This window comes from Flavobacteriales bacterium, from assembly GCA_020635395.1.
Taxonomy (GTDB): domain Bacteria; phylum Bacteroidota; class Bacteroidia; order NS11-12g; family UBA9320; genus UBA987.
This window is the reverse complement of record JACJZV010000001.1, coordinates 1,245,191-1,264,853: the sequence shown is the minus strand read 5'-3', so window position 1 is coordinate 1,264,853 and position 19,663 is coordinate 1,245,191. Positions and strand designations below refer to the sequence as shown.

General features: G+C 37.7%; 19 protein-coding genes and 1 pseudogene. 12 read left to right on the top strand and 8 right to left on the bottom strand.

What is annotated here, in order from left to right:
• Position 1 precedes the first annotated feature (1 nt).
• From H6607_05425 to H6607_05410, 4 genes are all read right to left on the bottom strand, one after another.
• On the bottom strand, positions 2 to 622 hold the full coding sequence (locus tag H6607_05425) for a hypothetical protein (GenBank protein MCB9261797.1): 621 nt from the start codon (positions 620 to 622) through the stop codon (positions 2 to 4).
• A gap of 7 nt (positions 623 to 629) precedes the next feature.
• A complete protein-coding gene (locus tag H6607_05420) occupies positions 630 to 2,045 on the bottom strand; it encodes an HD domain-containing protein (protein MCB9261796.1) in 1,416 nt (471 codons plus the stop codon).
• 120 nt (positions 2,046 to 2,165) lie between these two features.
• Positions 2,166 to 2,465, bottom strand: a complete 300-nt coding sequence (locus H6607_05415) for a type II toxin-antitoxin system RelE/ParE family toxin (protein ID MCB9261795.1) — start codon at positions 2,463 to 2,465, stop codon at positions 2,166 to 2,168.
• Positions 2,452 to 2,706, bottom strand: coding sequence for a type II toxin-antitoxin system ParD family antitoxin (locus H6607_05410; protein ID MCB9261794.1), 255 nt, complete (start codon positions 2,704 to 2,706; stop codon positions 2,452 to 2,454). The genes H6607_05415 and H6607_05410 overlap by 14 nt, the downstream gene beginning before the upstream one ends.
• A gap of 157 nt (positions 2,707 to 2,863) precedes the next feature.
• Between H6607_05410 and H6607_05405 the strand changes: the two genes are divergently transcribed.
• Together H6607_05405 and H6607_05400 are read left to right on the top strand one after the other, a co-directional pair.
• Positions 2,864 to 3,793 (top strand): type IX secretion system membrane protein PorP/SprF, encoded by a 930-nt coding sequence (locus H6607_05405; GenBank protein MCB9261793.1) that lies wholly within the window; start codon positions 2,864 to 2,866, stop codon positions 3,791 to 3,793.
• A gap of 362 nt (positions 3,794 to 4,155) precedes the next feature.
• Complete coding sequence (locus tag H6607_05400) at positions 4,156 to 6,048, top strand: patatin-like phospholipase family protein (protein ID MCB9261792.1); 1,893 nt, start codon at positions 4,156 to 4,158, stop codon at positions 6,046 to 6,048.
• An 18-nt stretch (positions 6,049 to 6,066) separates the two neighbouring features.
• Here the strand turns inward: H6607_05400 and H6607_05395 are convergent.
• Positions 6,067 to 7,007 (bottom strand): annotated as a pseudogene (locus H6607_05395) (DUF1016 domain-containing protein).
• A gap of 102 nt (positions 7,008 to 7,109) precedes the next feature.
• Positions 7,110 to 8,168 carry a DNA cytosine methyltransferase gene (locus H6607_05390; protein MCB9261791.1) on the bottom strand — a complete coding sequence of 353 codons (1,059 nt, stop codon included), beginning with the start codon at positions 8,166 to 8,168 and terminating at the stop codon, positions 7,110 to 7,112.
• Between the two features lie 179 nt (positions 8,169 to 8,347).
• On the opposite strand from H6607_05390, the gene H6607_05385 reads away from it, so the two are divergent.
• From H6607_05385 to H6607_05345, 9 genes are all read left to right on the top strand, one after another.
• Complete coding sequence (locus H6607_05385) at positions 8,348 to 8,575, top strand: hypothetical protein (GenBank protein ID MCB9261790.1); 228 nt, start codon at positions 8,348 to 8,350, stop codon at positions 8,573 to 8,575.
• Between the two features lie 10 nt (positions 8,576 to 8,585).
• Positions 8,586 to 10,556, top strand: coding sequence for a hypothetical protein (locus H6607_05380; GenBank protein MCB9261789.1), 1,971 nt, complete (start codon positions 8,586 to 8,588; stop codon positions 10,554 to 10,556).
• The gene (locus tag H6607_05375; GenBank protein ID MCB9261788.1) at positions 10,543 to 11,391 is read left to right on the top strand and encodes a hypothetical protein; all 849 of its coding nucleotides are present in this window, start codon (positions 10,543 to 10,545) and stop codon (positions 11,389 to 11,391) included. Before H6607_05380 ends, H6607_05375 begins: the two co-directional genes overlap by 14 nt.
• Positions 11,392 to 11,464: 73 nt before the next feature.
• Positions 11,465 to 12,127, top strand: coding sequence for a hypothetical protein (locus tag H6607_05370; GenBank protein MCB9261787.1), 663 nt, complete (start codon positions 11,465 to 11,467; stop codon positions 12,125 to 12,127).
• A gap of 78 nt (positions 12,128 to 12,205) precedes the next feature.
• Positions 12,206 to 12,967, top strand: a complete 762-nt coding sequence (locus tag H6607_05365) for an MBL fold metallo-hydrolase (protein ID MCB9261786.1) — start codon at positions 12,206 to 12,208, stop codon at positions 12,965 to 12,967.
• Positions 12,942 to 13,415, top strand: a complete 474-nt coding sequence (locus tag H6607_05360; protein ID MCB9261785.1) for a GAF domain-containing protein — start codon at positions 12,942 to 12,944, stop codon at positions 13,413 to 13,415. The genes H6607_05365 and H6607_05360 overlap by 26 nt, the downstream gene beginning before the upstream one ends.
• On the top strand, positions 13,412 to 14,746 hold the full coding sequence (locus tag H6607_05355) for a short-chain fatty acid transporter (protein MCB9261784.1): 1,335 nt from the start codon (positions 13,412 to 13,414) through the stop codon (positions 14,744 to 14,746). The genes H6607_05360 and H6607_05355 overlap by 4 nt, the downstream gene beginning before the upstream one ends.
• On the top strand, positions 14,743 to 16,260 hold the full coding sequence (locus H6607_05350) for a hypothetical protein (protein MCB9261783.1): 1,518 nt from the start codon (positions 14,743 to 14,745) through the stop codon (positions 16,258 to 16,260). Before H6607_05355 ends, H6607_05350 begins: the two co-directional genes overlap by 4 nt.
• Position 16,261: 1 nt before the next feature.
• Positions 16,262 to 16,843 carry a tRNA-(ms[2]io[6]A)-hydroxylase gene (locus H6607_05345; GenBank protein MCB9261782.1) on the top strand — a complete coding sequence of 194 codons (582 nt, stop codon included), beginning with the start codon at positions 16,262 to 16,264 and terminating at the stop codon, positions 16,841 to 16,843.
• On the opposite strand, the gene H6607_05340 is transcribed toward H6607_05345, so the two are convergent.
• Both H6607_05340 and H6607_05335 read right to left on the bottom strand, forming a co-directional pair.
• Positions 16,840 to 18,534, bottom strand: a complete 1,695-nt coding sequence (locus H6607_05340; GenBank protein MCB9261781.1) for a glycosyltransferase family 39 protein — start codon at positions 18,532 to 18,534, stop codon at positions 16,840 to 16,842. The genes H6607_05345 and H6607_05340 overlap by 4 nt on opposite strands.
• Positions 18,527 to 19,183, bottom strand: coding sequence for a phosphatase PAP2 family protein (locus H6607_05335; GenBank protein MCB9261780.1), 657 nt, complete (start codon positions 19,181 to 19,183; stop codon positions 18,527 to 18,529). The genes H6607_05340 and H6607_05335 overlap by 8 nt, the downstream gene beginning before the upstream one ends.
• 81 nt (positions 19,184 to 19,264) lie before the next feature.
• Here H6607_05335 and H6607_05330 point away from each other — a divergent pair, with 81 nt between their 5' ends.
• Positions 19,265 to 19,642 (top strand): SRPBCC domain-containing protein, encoded by a 378-nt coding sequence (locus H6607_05330; GenBank protein ID MCB9261779.1) that lies wholly within the window; start codon positions 19,265 to 19,267, stop codon positions 19,640 to 19,642.
• Positions 19,643 to 19,663 lie beyond the last annotated feature (21 nt).

The following is a 19,663-nucleotide window of genomic DNA, read 5'->3' as shown; positions in this document are numbered from 1 at the left end:
TTTATTGGTCGTCGGAGTCGTCAAAGTCATCGAATCCTCCATCATCATCACCCTCTTCGTCGCCATCAAATTCATCCTCATCCTCCCCTCTTTCATCGTCGTCCGAAAAATCATTTCCCATTTCATCGTCAAAACCCATTTCGCTCACATCGGGTTCTTCGGCTTCGCTCACAATTTCGTCCACCATTTTTTCAAACTCGTTGGTAGCCAAACCAATGGTTGTAATTTTCTTTTGTTTGGGAGCCTCACCCACAGATTTTACCAATTTCGGAAAAGCATCAGTGCCATTATCCTTCTGAAAACCAAACAATTGAACCCGTAATGTCCATTCCATTTCATCGTGGGTTATGAGCAATATTTTTTGATGTGGGTCATTGACAAATGAATTGAGCTTGGCATCAGCCATCTGCAACACCTCTGCCTTTTCGGCATTGGTAATTTCTTTGCCTTTTCGCCAATTATCGCCCGACATATAGAAGGATGCCGTAATGTTGGGGTCGAATTTTATGCTTTCTACAATACTTCGATAAAGATCAGAAAACGTTTGATTGGCACGTATCTCTATGTGACGTTCTACATCGTCAACATCTTCAAATATTACTTTAAACTTATATACAATCATCTATCAATCAGTTAATTGAAACCGGAATCAGACCAATTTCTTTGCCTTTTTGCAGCACAAAATTAATGGCCTCCGGTCTAATATTTTTAATTTCTCCATCCAAAACTGCATCTTTCAACGCATTTTTTATAATTCCAACTTCTTTTGATGGCTTCAACCCAAATATTTCCATGATTTCTTCGCCCGACAGCACGGGTTCAAAATTTCTGATTCTGTCCCGCTCCTCCACATCTATGATTTTTTGTTGCACGAGGTCAAGATTTTTTAAAAACCGTTCTACTTTGATTTCGTTTTTAGAAGTTATATCGCATTTGCACAGCAACATCAGGTCGTCCAACTCTTCTCCTGCATCAAAAATTAACCTCCGAACCGCACTGTCTGTCACAATTTCTTTGGTTAAAGCGATAGGTCGTAAATGCAGTAACACCAGTTTCTCCACATATTTTTGATGATGGTTTTGTGGCAACCGTAGATTTCGAAAAATGCGTTTTACCATTTTCGAACCCAAAAACTCATGTCCATGAAATGTCCAACCCTCTTTTTCGTCAAATGCCTTGGTGGCCGGTTTGGCAATGTCGTGCATAATGGCAGCCCAGCGTAGCCAGAGGTTGTTGCTGTTTTCGGCCACATTATCCAACACTTTTAAGGTGTGATAAAAGTTGTCTTTATGCCGCAATCCATTCCGCTCCTCCACACCTTGAAGTTGCACCAACTCCGGAAAAAACTGATGCAATAATTTAGTGTTAAATAATAGTTTAAAACCCACCGATGGCACCGGAGACATGATTATTTTATTGACTTCATCAATTATTCTTTCTCCTGAAATAATTTCTAAACGGGGAGCCATTTCCATGATACCTTGATAGGTTTCTTCCTCAATTTTAAAACCCAATTGCGAGGCAAATCGGATGGCTCGCATCATACGAAGGGGGTCGTCAGAAAAGGTAATATTCGGTTCTAATGGGGTACGAATTATTTTATTCTCCAGGTCAGAAATACCGCCAAACGGGTCAAGAAGCTCTCCATAATTCGATTCGTTGAGGCTAATGGCCAATGCGTTGATGGTAAAATCCCTGCGGTTCTGGTCGTCTTCCAGCGTGCCATCTTCCACAATGGGTTTTCGGCTATCGCGGCTGTATGATTCTTTTCTGGCACCAACAAATTCATAATCCCAATCGGCTTGTCTAATTTGAGCAGTTCCAAAATTCTTAAAAATATTTACTTCCGAAGCATTTGGGAGCATTTCGGCCACTTTTTTGGCCAACTCAATGCCACTGCCAACCGTAACAAAATCAATATCCTTGCAGGGCCTATTTAGCAAAACATCACGCACATAGCCCCCCACTACAAACACCGGTTGATTCAGCGTTTGGGCAGCTTTCGCCACCGTTTTAAATATAGGATGTTGCAGGTGTTTTTTCACGCGGGGCAAAAATAAGGTTCACTTTGATTTTTTACAGTTCGTTTTTTTTTTGCATATTGAACCAATGGTTTTAAATGATTTAAAAAATTCGACTTTTTAAAGTCTCAACTATTACATAGCTCATTCCTCCATTCTATTTTTCAAATCCATTCGTCCATGCAAAATCCTCGTTATTTCAATGGTTTTGTCATTCAATCTTCGATAAAATATAATGTGTCGACTTACCCGCAATCCCATAAGATTATCCTCTATTACATCGTATTTTTTCCCAATGTTGGGGTCGTCCGCAATGTGCTGGAAATTTTCAAGAAACAATTGATAATATATGTCGGCTTGTTTCTCAGACCACTCGTCAAAAGTATAATCCCATATTTCAGTTAAATCTTCGACTGCTTTTTTTGTCAGTTTATATTTTGCCATCTTTTCTATTTTGGGCTTTTAGTTTGGCAAGATGTTTTTGAGGATCAAAGTCGTGAGCTATACCACTGTCAATACCTTGCTGGATGGCATTTCTTAAAGTGGCAGCTCTACTTTCCTCATCCTCCAAAAGTCGAAGTCCGGCACGAATAACTTCGCTAACATTTTTATAACGCCCGGCTGAAACTTGTTTACTCACAAACTGGTCGAAATAACTACCGAGAGATATTGATGTATTTTTCATTTTTAAAACTTTAGTCAAAGTTACCAATTTTTGGTAAATATGAAAATGTTTGTTTTTGTAATTTCGGTAAATGAGAGCTCAGTTTTCTTTACGGTCTAATTTTTGATTCCATTAGCAAAATCATTCTGCCTATTTTTGAACACGTAAATATTTTGAGATGAGAAAATTAACGCTTATTGCCTATTTTTTAGTTGTTGCCTCCAGTCTTTTTGCACAAAATTTTGATTTAATAAACAACAAAGAACTTCCGGAGTTAAACAAATTAAATCCAGCATTTACAGGGGTTTTAAATAGGCTACGGTTTATGTACAACCAATCAGCTACCACTGATTTGGGTTTTGAAACAAGGCTTTTCAAATCATCGAACCACTTTGGTGTTTATGCCACTTTTGACGGCATTGACCACATTCAGCGAAAGTCGTTTAACGCCCAATATGCCCGAAATATTGAACTAAAAAACAACCTGAATTTGAAATTAGCAGCCAATGTCAATTATCAAATTCGCCTTTTTCATCGCGGCAATGAGGTAAATTTTTCGTTTAAAGACTTTAACGGATTTGAATATCATGTCGATTCATTAAACATTAAAGACTTCAGCACACAACAAGAAGTGTTTGATTTGGGCATAGGAACGGCTCTTTTATGGAAAAATTTGGTATTGGGATTTAATGTAAATCACCTAAACCAGCCTGATATAAACCTTCAAAACTCCCAAAGTCTAAAATCAAAAATAGAAATGAACGCTCAATTGATGGGGTTTTTTAAACTTGGAAAATTGATGGCCGCCCCCACAGCCATTTATGCTCAACAAGGCAGCGATGTTTTTTCGAGTTTAGGGTTAAATCTGACTTATAAAAATTTAGGCATAACAGGACAATATGAAGATTTGAACAGCCAAACAGGATATGATTTCGGCTTGACCTATCGATATAAAAAACGACACTTGCTCAACATTAGTTATCGCTCAAATCTTACCACCACGTCCAATACGAAAGATGGCATTTTGACGGCAACGGTAAATTCAACACTATTTAAACCCAAAAAAGAACTTGACGGGGTTTTGGATAAAATAAAGTTGGTTTATTAGCACACAATTCCTGTCTTCAACCATATCTCGAAAAAGAAAAATCTTATAGATACAGAAGACTTTTGATTTAGCCTAAAGTGAACGTAATTGGTTCGTAGCCTCACTTTTTGGCTTGTCTTTTTTGTTTACTTTTTTTGACTAAGAAAAAAAGTAAAGCCAGTTTATAGGGCTGGCAAGCCCTAATATAAGAAGTAGGCGGTGATTAAAAACACACAATGAATCTCTGACTTTTTTCGCTTTATTTTAGTCTTTTGACACTGGAACAGATTAAATTTCAAAAGTATTTAAGACAATAATCTGACGGTTAATGAGTTGATTTTGAGAGGATAGTTTGCTATCTTTCGGATTATTTTTGTATTGATTTGAAAAAGATATTACGGCTAATTTTCAACTACTATTTGGTTTTAAAAACCTGTTGGTTTGTGCTGTTCTTTTTGGTCATCGGTTTTTTTGCCACCGTTGTTTTTGATCAGGGGCAGGATATAATAAAAACACTTTCGTTGTCGGGCAATTCGACTGTTGTTCGACAGACTTGGTTTGTTTATTTGGCGGTAAGCTGGTGGGCTTGGCAAAGCTTTCGGTCAGCAAGGGTAACACTTCATTTCTCCTACTTTAATTTTTGGCAATTACAGCCTGGATATGCCCTACAAGCACAGGTTTTAATACCTCGATTGTTAGCCATTTTTCCCTATTTAATTTTGTCGTTAGCCATTTATAGAGCAGGAAAGGAAATGACCGGACTTATCGTGTTGCTTTTGTTTTCTGCATTAGCCCTGTTTGTTTTTTTACATTTGAGAAAGCAAATTATTGTTTGGATACGCGGCAAAAAACCCTTTTTTGAGTTTTTCGTACCGGATTATATCCCCATAAAAAACGGAACCTATCCGGCATCGTTTATTTGGAATAAACAAAAATCGTGGGTGCTGTTTCGGGTATGCTTAATGGCCATTTTGGTTTTTGCCTTAATGCAAAATCCAGTAGAGTTGCCTCAATACCTGGGCTCGGCCACCATCGTTTTACTCGGTTTTGGTTGCTGGCTTATAGTGGCCACCATCATAGATTTTATTCAGAAAATCATCAAATTTCCGATTGCATTCAGCTTGGTTTTGATGACTTTAGTTTTTAGCTTTTTCAACAACAACCACGCTATCCGAACCATCAAAAATTCTTCAATAAACCGCCCTGATTTAGAAACACATTTTACCCAATGGCTAACCCCACGACTAAATAAAAGTGATACCACAACCGTTTATTTAATAATGGCCGAAGGTGGCGGACTTCGATCTGCCTATTGGACCAATTCGGTTTTAAACAAGCTTGCCGACTACAACCCTCAATTTAAAGAAAACACTTATGCCTTTAGTGCTGTTTCGGGAGGCTCTCTTGGGTCGGTTTATCAAGCCACCAATTCAAAAAGCAAAAAAAATCGGGGGGTGTTTAACAAAGATTTACTGGCTCCAGTCACTTCTGCTCTCATTTTCAGTGATTTAATTCAAAAATTTATTCCATTTCCCATCAAAAAGTTGGACAGATCGAGAGTGTTAGAAAAATCGTTTGAAGACGGAATTGCCCAGCCTGAAACGTGGCAAAGTGGCTTCTTAAAGAATTTTGCAAACCACCATTCTCCCCTATTGGTGCTAAACGCAACGCACGTAGAAACAGGAAATAGAGCCATAATAACCAATGTTCGACTAAATGATTTAAATAAATCGCATATCATTGATTTGTTTGACATTACACAAACCGACATACCCACAAGCACCGCCATTGGCATTAGTTCAAGGTTTCCGTTTATTACACCCCCGGCATTGATACAAGATAAAAACGGCAACTCTTGGGGCAATTTGGTGGATGGCGGATATTATGAAAATCTCGGTTTGCAAACCATGCTCAACGTGTATCAAAATCTACGGGAAATATGCAAAAGGCAGCATTTGAACGTTAAATTTAGGTTTGTCGCCATTCGCAACACCAAGGCATTTAAAACGGACAAACCGTTGGTGGGCATGGCCGAATCGCTTTCTCCTGCCATTACATTTACCCATATTTGGGGAAACAATAGCGACGAGGTGATTGAAAATGGAAGAGCCTTAATAGAAGCCAATGGTGATGCACTGTATCTTTTAAACCTAAAACGCGATGACAGCGAAAACATTCCGCTTGGCTGGTATCTTAGCCCAGAGGCTCGGCACAAAATTGACCAACAAACTGCCGATATTTCAGAAGCAAGATTGAAGGAGATTTTGGGTGGGTAAAAATCAAAAGGCTATGCACTATTGCCGTTTACCGTTTATTAATAATTTAAATTCTTCTTTGCTTGGCAAAACGGTCTGATATTTACTGGCAAAAATTTGTTCATTATTTTCTGGCAAAGTGTATTCTACAACAGACTGGTTCTTGTCTTTACACAATACTATTCCGATGGTTTTGTTTTCATCTTCTAGTCGGATTTCTCGGTCATAGTAGTTTACGTACATCTGCATTTGTCCAAGGTCTTGATGTTTGATTTCTCCAATTTTCAGGTCAATCAGTACAAAGCACTTTAATATTCGGTTGTAAAAAACTAGGTCAATTCTAAAATGTTTATCATCAAAGGAAATACGTTTTTGTCTGGAAACAAATGTGAATCCGCTGCCAAGTTCCAATAAAAAGTGCTCAAGTTTATCTATCAACTCTTGTTCGAGGTCGTTTTCCGAATAAGACGTATGTTCTGGAAGCCCGATAAATTCAAGAATGTAAGGGTCTTTAATCGCATCTTTTGTTTTTCAAGCACCAACCCTTTTTCGGATAGCTCTTTTACCTTGTCTTTGTCTCTGCTTAAAACAAGTCGTGTGTAAAGTGCTGAATCAAATTGACGTTCCAATTCCCTTACGCTCCAATTGTTTTTAAAAGATTCAATTTCATAGAATTTCCGTTCATTTTCATCATCAATTCGCATTAGTTTCAGATAGTGAGACCAACTTAAATCAAATTTCCGAGACGATGTTTCGGAAATGGTATTTTCAGAAATCCGAGACAGTGTTTCGGATTTTCCATAAACAACATAAAACCGTCTCATATTTTCAAGGTTATCAACCGAAAAACCTTTGCCAAATTCTTTAGTCAAGACATCAGAAAGCTCTTTTAAGATTTGTTTTCCGTAGTCAGCCCTTTCTTTTCCATCCTGCTCTTCTTCCACAATCATTCTCCCAATTTCAAAATAAGTGAGAACCATTGTTTGATTAACAGTTTGCACAACTTTGCTCCTTGCCGATTGTAATACATCAACAATTTGAGAAAAGAATTTTGTGTTTGAAGGTTTGCGTGTCAAAAAACTCTATTTACAACTTTCTATAATAGCTCTACCAATAGCTTCTGCATATTTAGGGGGGACTGCATTACCAATCATTCGGGCGGCCTTCTCAATACTCTTTGTTTCAAAAATATAATCTTTCGGAAAAGACTGTAGGGTTGCCCCCTCCCTGATTGACAAAGCTCTATCTTCTTCAGGATGAACAAATCGCCCGTTGGAAATACTAAAGAACTTGGTTGTAATCGTCGGCGAAGGTCTGTCCCACCACAAACGGCCAAAAGTATCTTTAAACGAATTATCTCTACCTAAGAAGCATTCCAACTGCAACTCTGGGTCATCCGCAAAACCAAACCTATTACCTCCATTTTGTTCTACTTTTTTCAAACGTTTTTTATTGAGGTCACTAATATTTGAAACACTATGACGAAAATTTGTTTTGTCGATGTGTCCAGCTTCAATCTTCGGAAACCCGTTTCCCTCTCCTAGTACATCTCTCACTGTACGCTTTTCTCCTTCAAATTCGAGTGGCTTTATTTCATCTTCGGATAAACGTGTGGCTATCAAAGTAAATCGTTTTCTATTCTGCGGAACACCGTAGTCGTTTACATTGTGAATTTTGAAATGAGGCTTTTTGTAACCATTTGTTTCCAACCACTCAATAAATTCATTTAGTCCACTTTCTTCTTTTTTTCTAAAAATACCTGGAACATTTTCAACAACGACATATCCAGGTCTAAAATGTTTGACAAAGCGTGAAAATTCAACTAAAAGGTTTTTGGACTTGGACGATTTTGTCTTGTCCGTATTTATAATGCTCCAAAATTGACAAGGACTACAGCCGATAAGGACTAGTTGATCATCATTTTTTTTGAGAGTGAGTTTATTTTCTAATTCTTCTTCCTTCAATTCAAAGACATCTGCGTGTATAAATTCAGCTCCCCTTATGTTAGATTCGTAAGTTTCTTTACAACTTTCGTCAAAATCAATTCCAGCAATAACTTGTATTCCTGCTTGTTGCATTCCAAAGCTCATTCCACCTCCAGAACAAAAAAAATCCACTGCTTTGATTTTTCCATTTTGCATTTAAAATTCTCTCAAATTATTTAGTGCAAATTAACCAATTTTCCAGAATATTCTTGCTCCTAAAAACTACATTTATACTTAAAATGTACCCTATATTTGAAAAATATAATAAAAATATTTGCATAATAAAATAATGTACATTATATTTGTCGAATTAAATTACGTATAACATTAACGGAATGACTTCAAAGCGTAGAGAAAGATTTGAGAAAGTAGCGTCCAACAGGGTGCAAAAAGTTATAGATTATCTGAATTTGCTTGGTAATTGTGCCAACAAAAACAATTACGAATACTCTGAAAAAGATGTAGAGTTGATGTTTAAAGAAATCAACCGAACATTAAAAGAGACAAGAATATTATATGATAAGGAATTAAACAAAACCAATAAAGGCGGATTTTCTTTTTAAAGTTATCACTATGGAGAAAAATTGCAAATGGCATTTTAAATCTGAAGGCGGTCGCGATGTCGGGCCGAACGACCCTGTTGACGAGAAATTTAAAGGGCAACCATACTATTCCATCGTAAGAGAAGCTATTCAAAATTCTTTAGATGCTGTTGATGATGAAAATAAGCCTGTTAAGGTTAATTTTACATTTTTTGATTTGAACCGAAATGACTATCCTAATCTTTTTGAGATAAAGAAAAGTATAGAACAATGTCAGTCCTATTATCACGATAATGATAATGCAGAGAGATTGTTTAAAGATATGTTGTTTTACCTCAATGGAGATGTGGAAGAAAAGAAAAGATTAAATCTGTCTTGTTTGAAAATTTCAGATTACAATACAATCGGAATGCGGTATGATGAAAATAACACCAAGTCTCCTTTCTATGCTTTTTTAAGAGCTGGTGGTGTTAGTGCAAAAAGTCAAGGTTCAGGTGGTTCGTTCGGTTTTGGAAAAGGAGCTTATTATACGCTTTCTCCCATAAAGACGCTAATTGTTTCAACTCAAACCACTTCAAATGACTTCTTTTTTGAAGGTTCAACCATTTTAACCACTCACAAAAATGGCAATAACGAAAAGTTGACGGCTTACGGTTATTATGATAACAATAATGGGGAGCCCATACAGTCAGAAGATAATATCCCTGAATTTTTCAAAAGAACTGAAGCTGGAACAGACGTGAACATAATTGGTTTATGGGATGAGCCAAAACGAAAAAGATTTATGATTAAATCCGTTCTCAATAATTTTTGGTTAGCAATTCACGACAATAAATTAATTGTGCAAGTAGATGATGTTATAATTGCTAAAGATAATTTAGAGCAGATTATTGACGATTATTTTTCATCTGACGGATTTGAAAGTGGTAATGCAAACGAAATAGAAAGCTGGAATCCGAAATCTTATTTAAAGTCTGTAAAATACGCCAAATCAACCGACCAGTTTCATCTTTTTGAAGAAAAATTAAGTACGGTTGGTGCTGTGAAACTTTATGTTTATTTGGAAAAGGGGTTGCCAAATCGAACCTCCTATTTCCGAAAACCGAAAATGGTAGTTTACAAACAAACTCGAAGAAAAATAAACGGTTATTCGGCTGTATTTATTTGTGATAATGAGCAAGGAAATGAAATTCTCCGTTTGATGGAAAACCCTGCACATAATGAGTGGAAAAAAGAAAATTATCCTAAAAATGAAGGCAAAATTCATAAAATTGCTCGTAAAGCAGAGATCGAGATTAGCGATTTCGTTAACAGGTCGCTTGAATCATTATCCAAAATCAAAACTGGAAAAAAGTTAGCGTTTCAAGGTTTGGAAGAATATCTTTCCATTCCCGAAGATTTGTTGGAAAAAGAAGAAGAGTTTGATTTCGAAGGAGATCTAACAAATACTGTTTCGGGTGAAATGAGTAACAAAATTACAGATGATGAAACTGGGATGCAAACTACCGACAATGAACCTGTAAAAATCAAGCCTACCATATCACAAAAGCAGGAAGTTAGGGAAGAAGCCCAAATTGAAGCGAATGAATTTGGAGAGGAAAATATAACCGTTGGCGGAAACAATGAAAGCGAAGGAGGTGATACAACTTCAATAGATATTGGAGATAAAGAAGATAAAGGAGATAAATCAGAAGAAGCTACTTTGAGCAAAACTCTTGTTAAAGTTGGTTTTAGAGTTTTAGCTCAAATCGAGAATGATGAGTTATACCATATTTTGATAGTCAATTCCGATAGACAAATTGACGATGCCGAACTTGAATTATTAGTTGGTTCCGACAATGATAGAGATGACGGTATAGAAGTTCGGTATAGTGATTCGGGTACTATCGAAAAAAACATTATTAAAAAAATTTCCTTGGTTTCTGGAAACAATAAAATAAAAATCCGATTTGCTGATAACTTGAAACACTCCGTAAAAATGAAAGCATATGAAATTCAATGATATAACTTTTCCGCATCCAGTTTTGGGATTGGGAGATGCCATTTTCGGAACTATAGAGTTGGGAAATCCAGAAATAAATTCTTTGCAAGATGTTTACGAAGTAAATATAAACTGCAAAAACGATAATGCCGACTTGAAAAACTTGCTCACTGATGATAAGGCAGAATTTTTATATGAAGTAACCTGTACTAACACGCTTTATAGAAAACGGTTTTTGAGCAATAATGGCAGAATGGAGTTTGAAATTCCTAAAAAAGAGGTCAAAGGTCGTGTGGAATTTACCTGTCTTTTGGTTGCAAAAGAAAGGATACCCGAATATTCCAATACGGAATCTCATTCCGATTATGACGGATATACTTTTGATTTAGACCAAGGAGATATTTTGGCTTATTTTGGTGAATTTTCGTTCAATGCAGACATTAAATACGAAAAACTCAAAGCGGTTTCTTCCTTTATGGAAATTGTAGAAAATGAGGATTTGAAATACACTAATGTTGATTTGAAGAAAAATAAAATTGAAATACAGCTACCTTCTGAAACTTACGATATATACAGAAGTGACCTTATCTCTCAAGAAGTAAAATTTGTTCCTGTTTTTCACTCGTCAATTGTTTTGAATGCACTTTTGACGGCTTTATACAACTTTGATGAACACAAAGAATATTTGTGGGCTAAAGTAATAGACTATCGGTTGAAAAAAGAAAAACAATTTGAATTGTTGGATATTGCAGAGAAAGAAAATATACCCGAAATAGCACAAAGACTGTTAGGAAATCCGTTCAAGCGTTTGTTGGAAGGTTTGAATGTAATTATTGAATCCGAAAGCGAAGAATGATATGGCTAAACAATTAATTTTTAAAGACAAATACATTCAAAAACTGAAAAGAGACCTTGATTCTGGTAGTACATTGGAATTTTACAAAGGAAATGAATTTGTCTATGACAAAAAACAAGTTTTAATGTTGCCAAATATAGAAGCAACTCCGGATTTAGTAAGTCAATTGGATGTAAAGGATGACTATAAAACGGCAATTGCTATTTATGAAGCCTTTGAAAAATTAGAACCAATACAAGCATCCGACGAACGTTTGTGGGTGTATATGGCTCACGCAGATTTATATCCTTATATGGTCAAACGTTGGGTAGATGTTTACACAGGAAAATCGTCAAACCCGAACAAATATATTTCCGACCATTGGTTTATAGATTCTTCTGCTCAAAGTAGTCTTTTGAGGCACGCTTTGGCAGGATTATGGTGGTCAGCCTATTTGTCGGTTGACGAGACCAAAGAAGACAAATATGAATTAACTAAAATTTTGTTTCGTCAGTTAGATTTTCCAACACGTACTTTGGGGACATACAAACTTGGTCGCCATAAAGAAGCCGTTCTCGGTATTTTGGAATTTATTCAAGAGAATGGGGATTTATTTAAAAGTAAATTTGAGTCCAAAACCCGTTTTGTTACAAAGTATTTGAATGTTATTGGTGGCGTCAAACCGATTTCTTATTACGACCGTCATTTTTTCAAGTCCGAGTTAGAAAAAATTGTAGGGCAAATTAGCTGTATATAGCCCCATTCCTCCCTCTCCCAAACAAAATTTTGCGAATTAACCAAAATTTGACACCTTGCGGCTGTCTTGGAAAATGGCTTGAAAATAACGTTTTTGGGTACCGGAACCTCGCAAGGTGTTCCCATTATTGCCTGTCAATGCCATGTTTGTCAATCAGTGGATGAGAAGGACAAGAGATTGCGGTCGTCTATTTTGGTGGAGACCGAAAATACGAGCATTGTTATTGACACCGGCCCTGATTTTAGACAGCAAATGCTTCGGGCTAAGGCCAAAAAATTGGATGCTGTGGTATTTACGCATGGCCACAAAGACCACACCGCCGGATTTGATGATATTCGGGCGTTTAATTATGTGCAACAAGCCGATATGCAAGTGTATTGCGATGTGCGGGTGGAGCAAGTTTTACGCAAGGATTTTGACTATGCTTTTGCCGATTTTAAATATCCCGGCGTGCCTGAAGTAAAACTGCATCGTATTGAAAATAAAATCTTTACAATTGGAGATATAACGCTCACTCCCATTGAAGTGCATCATTACAAATTGCCGGTTTTTGGTTTTAGAATAAATGATTTTACCTATATAACCGATGCCAATTATATCACTGACATTGAAATAGAAAAGATAAAAGGAACAAAAATCTTGGTGTTAAATGCCTTGCGTAAAGAACCGCATATCTCGCATTTCACTTTGGATGAAGCCATTGAAATGGCACAAAAAATTGGTGCTGATATTACCTATTTTACGCACATTAGCCATCAATTAGGCTTGCACCAAAATGTGCAACATGAACTTCCTAAATCTATGTTTTTGGCTTATGACGGACTTACAATTCAACTATAAAATGGACAAAGAGCGGGCATACAAAGAGTTGGAACAACAAGCAGAGTCACTGTTTGCAGATGAAACCAATGTGTTGGCCAACATGAGCAATTTTTGTGCGTTGGTGCATCGACATTTCCTTTTTTGGTGGACGGGTTTTTATTTGGTTGAAGCAAATCAGTTGGTTTTGGGACCGTTTCAGGGGCCTGTGGCTTGCACAAGAATTGATTTTGGAAAAGGTGTATGCGGCACTGCTTGGAAAACCAAAGAAATACAAATTGTTCCGAACGTTCATGAATTTGAAGGCCATATTGCGTGCAGTTCGGTCTCAAATTCGGAGATAGTAATTCCCATTGAGCAAAATGGCCAATTTGTTGGTGTGCTTGACATTGACAGTGAGAAATACAACACCTTCGACCAAACAGATGCCGTTTATTTACACAAAATGTTGAAACTTATCTGGAAATGAAGTTTACCCAAACATACCTAAAATTAGTAAAAAAATACTTGCCTTCGCCCATGGTGATTGCTATTTTTTTAACGGTTTTCACGGCAGTTTTGGCACTTTTTTTCGGACAAATTCCGGCAGATAAAAATCCGGCAACATTCATTGCAAACGCTTGGCAAAAAGGTTTTTGGGAATTGTTGGAGTTTACCATGCAAATGGTGCTTATGCTCATTTTAGGGCATAGCATTGCGTTGAGTCCGGTTATTGAAAAGTTCATAAATCGTATTGTAAGTTATTGTAAATCAAATGCTCATGCAGCCATTTTGGTTACACTTTTTTCTGTATTAATGGGCTATTTCAATTGGGGCTTGGGTTTGGTTTTTGGGGCTATTTTGGCTCGAAAAGTGGGCGAATATGCCCACGAAAAACACATTAAAATAAACTATCCACTCATTGCGGCTTGTGGCTACACAGCCCTGATGGTGTGGCACGGCGGGCTTTCAGGCTCTGCACCGCTTACCGTAAACAAAGCAGGACATAGTTTGGAAAATCAAATGGACATTGTACCGCTTACCGAAACCATTTTTTCCGCTTCCAACATGGTGGTTTTTATGCTTTGTGTTCTGGTTCTTCCAATTTTTGCGTGGTGGTTGTCAAAAGGAAAATTTTCCGACATCTACCCAAAAACAAAATACAACAACCAATTTGATGCAACCGCCCTGCAAGGTGCCGAAAAATTAGACCGTTCTGAATTTTTGGCCGTAGTTTTTGGCGGTATTTTTCTCATTGTGTGGTTTTTACAACTTTTTGAAGCCCAATTTTCTATCAATTTTTTAAGCCTAAACAACGTTAATTTTTTGCTGTTTTCATTGGCCATTTTAAGTCATCGGTCGCTGGCTGGGTTTTTACATTCCATCGAAACGGCCATATTGGGTAGCACAGGCATTATTATTCAATTTCCACTCTATGCAGGCATTATGGGTTTAATGAAATACTCCGGACTGTTAGAGTCTGTTTCTCAGGCATTTGTGCATATCAGTTCGGCTAAAACATTTCCATTTTTTGCTTATTTGAGCAGTGCAATTGTTAATATTTTGGTGCCAAGTGGCGGCGGTCAATGGCAAGTGCAAGGCCCCATTTTGATTGAAGCCGCACAAAAATTGGGTGTTTCCAATGCCAAAACGGTTATGGCTTTGGCTTACGGCGACCAGCTAACCAATATGCTGCAACCCTTTTGGGCATTGCCTTTGCTGGGAATTACAGGTCTTAAGGCCCGCGATATTTTGCCCTATTCAGTTTTGTTTATGCTGGTGGGGGCTCTCATTTTTTTATCTGCTCTTTATTTGTTTTGAGAAAAATTTCTGACCGTTATACTGCTTTAGTTCTATTGTTTATTCTACTAATTGTCAGACTATTCGTACTTTTTCGGTTTAATTTGAATTATGTTGACAGCGATGAGCTGATTAACTGGATTGCCACCCGCGATATGTCGCAAGGACTGTTTTATACACCCTTTTATTACGGCCAGTTTTACAGTACCAATTTGGAAGCTTTTTTTGCTTCACCCTTAGTTTATCTGGGCATTCCCAATAGGTTGGCCATTCCTGTGGTTTCTAATGCCATTGGGTTCGCTCCGTTTGTTTTGCTCTTTTTTCATTTTTGGCGAAAAAAACAAATGCACTTGGCCATTTTTTCGGCTGCCATTGGCTGTTTAATGCCCATTGAGTTTCATCTAATAACCTCGTTGGCCAGGGGGTTTACAGGTGGATTGTTGTTCTTTTTTAGCGGATTTGTTTTACTTTTTGGCTCATCAAATAGTGCAAAAAGCATCGGTCTGAGTTTTATAGGGCTATCCGTTTTGGTAAATCCAAACAGCATTTTGCTCCTTTTTCCGTTGTCTATTTTATTGGTTTACAATCATTTATATCAAAATAAATACAATCTAAAATTGCTGATACTGCCAATACTAATTTTTACATCTACATTTCTTTGGCTGCATTTCTTTAAACGAAACTATCCTGAGTTAGAAACGCACGTACTTCCTACCCTGAAAGCAAGTTTTGACATATTCGCAACCGGAATTCAAAAATTCGATTACAGGTTTCGCTATTTGGTTCCGTTTTTTCCGGCACAGGGCTGGGTTATTCTTGTGCTTTTTGCTATGATTTTGTTGTTTCGCAAAAAACTCAACATCGAAAAATCGCTGCTGTTGGCGTTTATTGCTGCCTTTGTTGCCGTGTTTGCCACGTTTGCAATAAACAAAACCGACGATGGAATGGCCTCCGTTTATTTCCCTTATTCCCGCATGTATTTGGCCATACCCTTTCTTTTTTTGATTCCGTTTATCTTTCAAAAAGCACTTAATCAAAGGTTTATACAAACCCTGAGTTTTTTGGCCGTTTTGTCGGCCATTATCGGCCTATTTCGGTTGAATAAAGTTATTAAATACGCAGTAAATCAAAACCCGGATTTTGTTACGGCCATTTCGCACAAACAACTCTGCCAAGATTGCGAAGCAATAAAAAAATTGTACAAAAAATCAGGAGCAGAAGCACTTGTTTTCTACTCAAAATCAGATGTTTACAACTATGGTTGCAATGCCATTGACCCACAATTTAAAAGTGTTTTGCCACTATACGAACGCCGCTATTGGGAATGGGAAAAACACAACAAAAAGGTGTTTGACCGAATTCTTTTTTTGGATGAAAAACATCAGTTTGCCGATAGTTTAAAAGTGTTTTCCGGTCAGCTTCTGCCTTTTCAAAAAGGAAAAATTGACGCATTTTTGCTCCAAAATAACACCTACTATCTCCATGAAATTTATGCTAAAAATAATTTTGAGTATCACCCGAAATTGAAAAAATGATATGTTAGGTTTAAAACTTGCCACCGACCCTCGTTGGGTAAACATCGCCGAAAAAACCATTGAAGAAATATTGATAGACCATGCTTTTTGCGAGCAAAAGGCTGCAACAACGGGCATTTCACTTATTGTCCGGTTTTCTAATTATCCCGAAATTGTTGATGCAGTTTCGCCAGTAGTGGCCGAAGAATGGGGGCATTTTAGAAAAGTGCTAAAAGAGCTTAAAAACAGAGGTTACGACCTTGGGAAACCCCGAAAGGATGACTATGTGATTGAGCTGCAAAAATTTGTAAAAAAAGGTGGGAGTATCGAAAACAACATCATTGAGGCCTTGCTGGTTTGTGCCATGATTGAGGCACGAAGTTGCGAGCGTTTTCGGCTGCTTTCGCTCCATGTTTCCGACGAAAAACTAAAAGAATTTTACCATGAATTTATGGTTTCGGAGGCCGGCCACTATCGCTTGTTTATTGATTTGGCCGAAAAATATGGCGATAAGGAATACGTAAAAAAGCGTTGGAACGAATTTCTGGATTACGAAGCTGATTTAATGAAACGTTTGGAATATAGAGGAGATAGAGTGCATTAAGGCCTCGATTCTTTTTTATATACGCGGTAGCCGCCATAATTACCCACAGGTTCAAATTGAGGGTTTTCATCCAATTCAAAGGCTTTGTGAGGCATACAAATCAGGTAAACTGGTTTGTCAGTATTTTGGTACAAAAACCAATTTACATGTTCGTTTTGATAGATGCCCCGCCCGTTTTCGTTTAAATCCAATCGTGTTTTAGCATCTAATTTCGACAACCATTCTTCTCTCTTTAGATACAAGTTATCCGAGCTCACAAGCGGTTTCACTTTGGTGTAAAAATACTGAGCGTAGCTCTTGAATTTGTAGGTTTCTATATAACAATCCTCCTGCTCCATGCTTTTATAAAACTCGATGATGGAACCCTGCGTATGTCGCTCTATGTTTGGTATAATTGTTATCATAAACAAAACCAAATAAGCCGACAAAATGAACAACGATTGTTTGATTAGCGATTGTTTCCAAATGACCGCATACAGCCAAAATGCCAGCACGGCCATTGACAATAATCCGACCAATAACTGCGAAATGCCCCAGGTTGAGGCAACACTCAAGAGCTCCTTAATAAAAGTAGAATTTACTTTTTCGGCCAGCCACAATCGGTTTAAACCGATTATGGGCACGGCAAGAAAAATGATTACCCATAAAACCGAAACCAACCAAATAAAGAATTTTTCGTAGTGCACTAATGGCTTTTCTTTTAGGGTTGAAAGTCGTTTGGCTGCCAAAAAAGTAAGCGGCAAATAACACAAGGATGAATAGTGTACAATTTTGGTGGTAACCAATGAGAAAAGAATTAACACCACCCAAAAAAGGATTCGCATCAGGCTTTCAAAACTCAATTCGGTTTTTTTAAATACTAACCGCAAACCCAACACCGATGCAGGAAAGCACCCTATTAGCAACACCACAGGATGATAAAACCAGGGCTGCCCGTGCGAGGCCACCGGATTTTGCATCAAATCAATTTGATAAACCAAAAAGTTGGATAAAAAACCGAAACCATTTTTGAGCGTTTCGGGCAAAAACCAAACGGCAGATACCGCCAAAGCAGTGATTCCGTAGAGTAAAAAATGACTTAATTTCATCCAGGGTTTGAATTTGTTTTTTACGAACAACACCATCAAAACCAGCAACGTAACAAGCCCGGCCACAGGGCCTTTGGTTAAAATGGCCAAACCAAGAAACAATCCGGCAAGCAGCCAATGTTTGAGGTGATATTGATTAAACGTCTGATAAATTTGCATTAACCCCAAGAAAATGAATAGGTTAAACAACGGATCGATAATGCCTGTATGAAAATAAAATTGGGGAGTGATGGATGCCAGGTAAACCAACGGCCACAGCAAGGCCAGCGTTTGATTGGCAAACTTTTTTCCGTAAAACACCAACACGTTGAGGGTGGCAATGCCTACCAAAGCGTTGGGCAGCCGAGCCGAAAACTCCGAAATGCCAAACAATTTCATACAGGCAGCTTGCAGCCATATAAACAACGGTGGTTTCTCCCAAAAAGGTTCAAAATTTACCTGCACTTGGCCAAAATTTCCGCTTACCAACATCTCTCTGGCCGATTCGGCAAAGTTTATTTCATCCCAATCAAACAGATGCACGCTGCCCAAAAACGGAATAAAAAAAAACACCCCGAGCAGGCTAAAAAGTAGGTGCAATTGTCGGGTAGTCAGATTATCCATTCAGCCATTTTTTATCTAAGAAAGTATGGGGTTTTACCCATCGAAACGAAACAACATAAGATGCAACCGCAATGCCTACACCCAAACAGCTTCCGGCCACCACATCCATTACAAAATGCTGCACCAGATACACCCTCGAAAAGCCAACCAACATGGCCAAAACTACAAAAAATGCTTTAAAAAACTGTTTTGAAGAACACAATGCGGCAAAGAAAAAATAGGCAAACCCACTGGTGGTGTGGCCTGACGGAAACGAGTGCTTTTTGTTGAGCGGAATTTCAGGCAGGTTCTCAATTTTTATATTCAACTGCTCAAAATAGATAGCAGGTCGCATGGCATCTTCAAATACCCAATGTTTTAAGATGGCCACCAATGCCAATGTGAGTAAAGCCACCACCAAAAAGGCCATTTGGTGACGAACACTTTTAAACAAGAAAACATAACCCCAAACCACCAAAAAGCCCCACGACTCGCCCAAGCGGGTCATAAAGGTAAAAAAATTCATTCCCCAAGTGCTATAATGTTCATTCAACCAAAGTATGGGTTCTCCCCTTTTAGTGAGCAAAGCCGTTAATAACCCGATAGTTACAAACGAAAGCCAAAGAATAAAGGCCGTTCGATTGCTTTTTAGAAACACATCTTTTACCAAAACGGCGGTAAAATTAATCGTGGCAACTCTTTTTTTTTCGGTAAATAGTGTTTAATTTGAAATTTTAGAATCATTTGATAGATGGAACGCGTAAAATTAGAATTAGAATTTCTTATAAAATCTTCGCCAACGATACTTTTTAACTACATTTCTACCCCTTCAGGATTGGTAGAATGGTTTGCCGATGATGTAAACGTAAAAGGGAAAAAATATACCTTTTTTTGGGACGGAGACGAAAACACTGCCGAATTGGTAAGCAAAACCAACGGAAAGTTTGTAAAGTTTAAGTGGGACGACAGTGAAGAAGGCGAGTTTTTTGAAATGGAAATACAAAAAGACGAACTAACCGGAGACATTGCTCTGGTAGTAACCGACTATGCCGACGAAGACGAAGCAGACGAAATATCGATGCTTTGGGAAAGCCAAGTAGGCGATTTGCGGAATGCGTTGGGAGCGTGATTTTTATTTTGTAGATAATGG

Excerpts from the sequence above, each read along its gene's own strand:
- H6607_05425 (MCB9261797.1), bottom strand. The coding sequence starts at position 622 with ATGATTGTATATAAGTTTAAAGTAATATTTGAAGATGTTGACGATGTA.
- H6607_05415 (MCB9261795.1), bottom strand. The coding sequence starts at position 2,465 with ATGGCAAAATATAAACTGACAAAAAAAGCAGTCGAAGATTTAACTGAA.
- H6607_05410 (MCB9261794.1), bottom strand. The coding sequence starts at position 2,706 with ATGAAAAATACATCAATATCTCTCGGTAGTTATTTCGACCAGTTTGTG.
- H6607_05405 (MCB9261793.1), top strand. The coding sequence starts at position 2,864 with ATGAGAAAATTAACGCTTATTGCCTATTTTTTAGTTGTTGCCTCCAGT.
- H6607_05390 (MCB9261791.1), bottom strand. The coding sequence starts at position 8,168 with ATGCAAAATGGAAAAATCAAAGCAGTGGATTTTTTTTGTTCTGGAGGT.
- H6607_05385 (MCB9261790.1), top strand. The coding sequence starts at position 8,348 with ATGACTTCAAAGCGTAGAGAAAGATTTGAGAAAGTAGCGTCCAACAGG.
- H6607_05380 (MCB9261789.1), top strand. The coding sequence starts at position 8,586 with ATGGAGAAAAATTGCAAATGGCATTTTAAATCTGAAGGCGGTCGCGAT.
- H6607_05375 (MCB9261788.1), top strand. The coding sequence starts at position 10,543 with ATGAAATTCAATGATATAACTTTTCCGCATCCAGTTTTGGGATTGGGA.
- H6607_05360 (MCB9261785.1), top strand. The coding sequence starts at position 12,942 with ATGACGGACTTACAATTCAACTATAAAATGGACAAAGAGCGGGCATAC.
- H6607_05355 (MCB9261784.1), top strand. The coding sequence starts at position 13,412 with ATGAAGTTTACCCAAACATACCTAAAATTAGTAAAAAAATACTTGCCT.
- H6607_05345 (MCB9261782.1), top strand. The coding sequence starts at position 16,262 with ATGTTAGGTTTAAAACTTGCCACCGACCCTCGTTGGGTAAACATCGCC.
- H6607_05340 (MCB9261781.1), bottom strand. The coding sequence starts at position 18,534 with ATGGATAATCTGACTACCCGACAATTGCACCTACTTTTTAGCCTGCTC.
- H6607_05330 (MCB9261779.1), top strand. The coding sequence starts at position 19,265 with ATGGAACGCGTAAAATTAGAATTAGAATTTCTTATAAAATCTTCGCCA.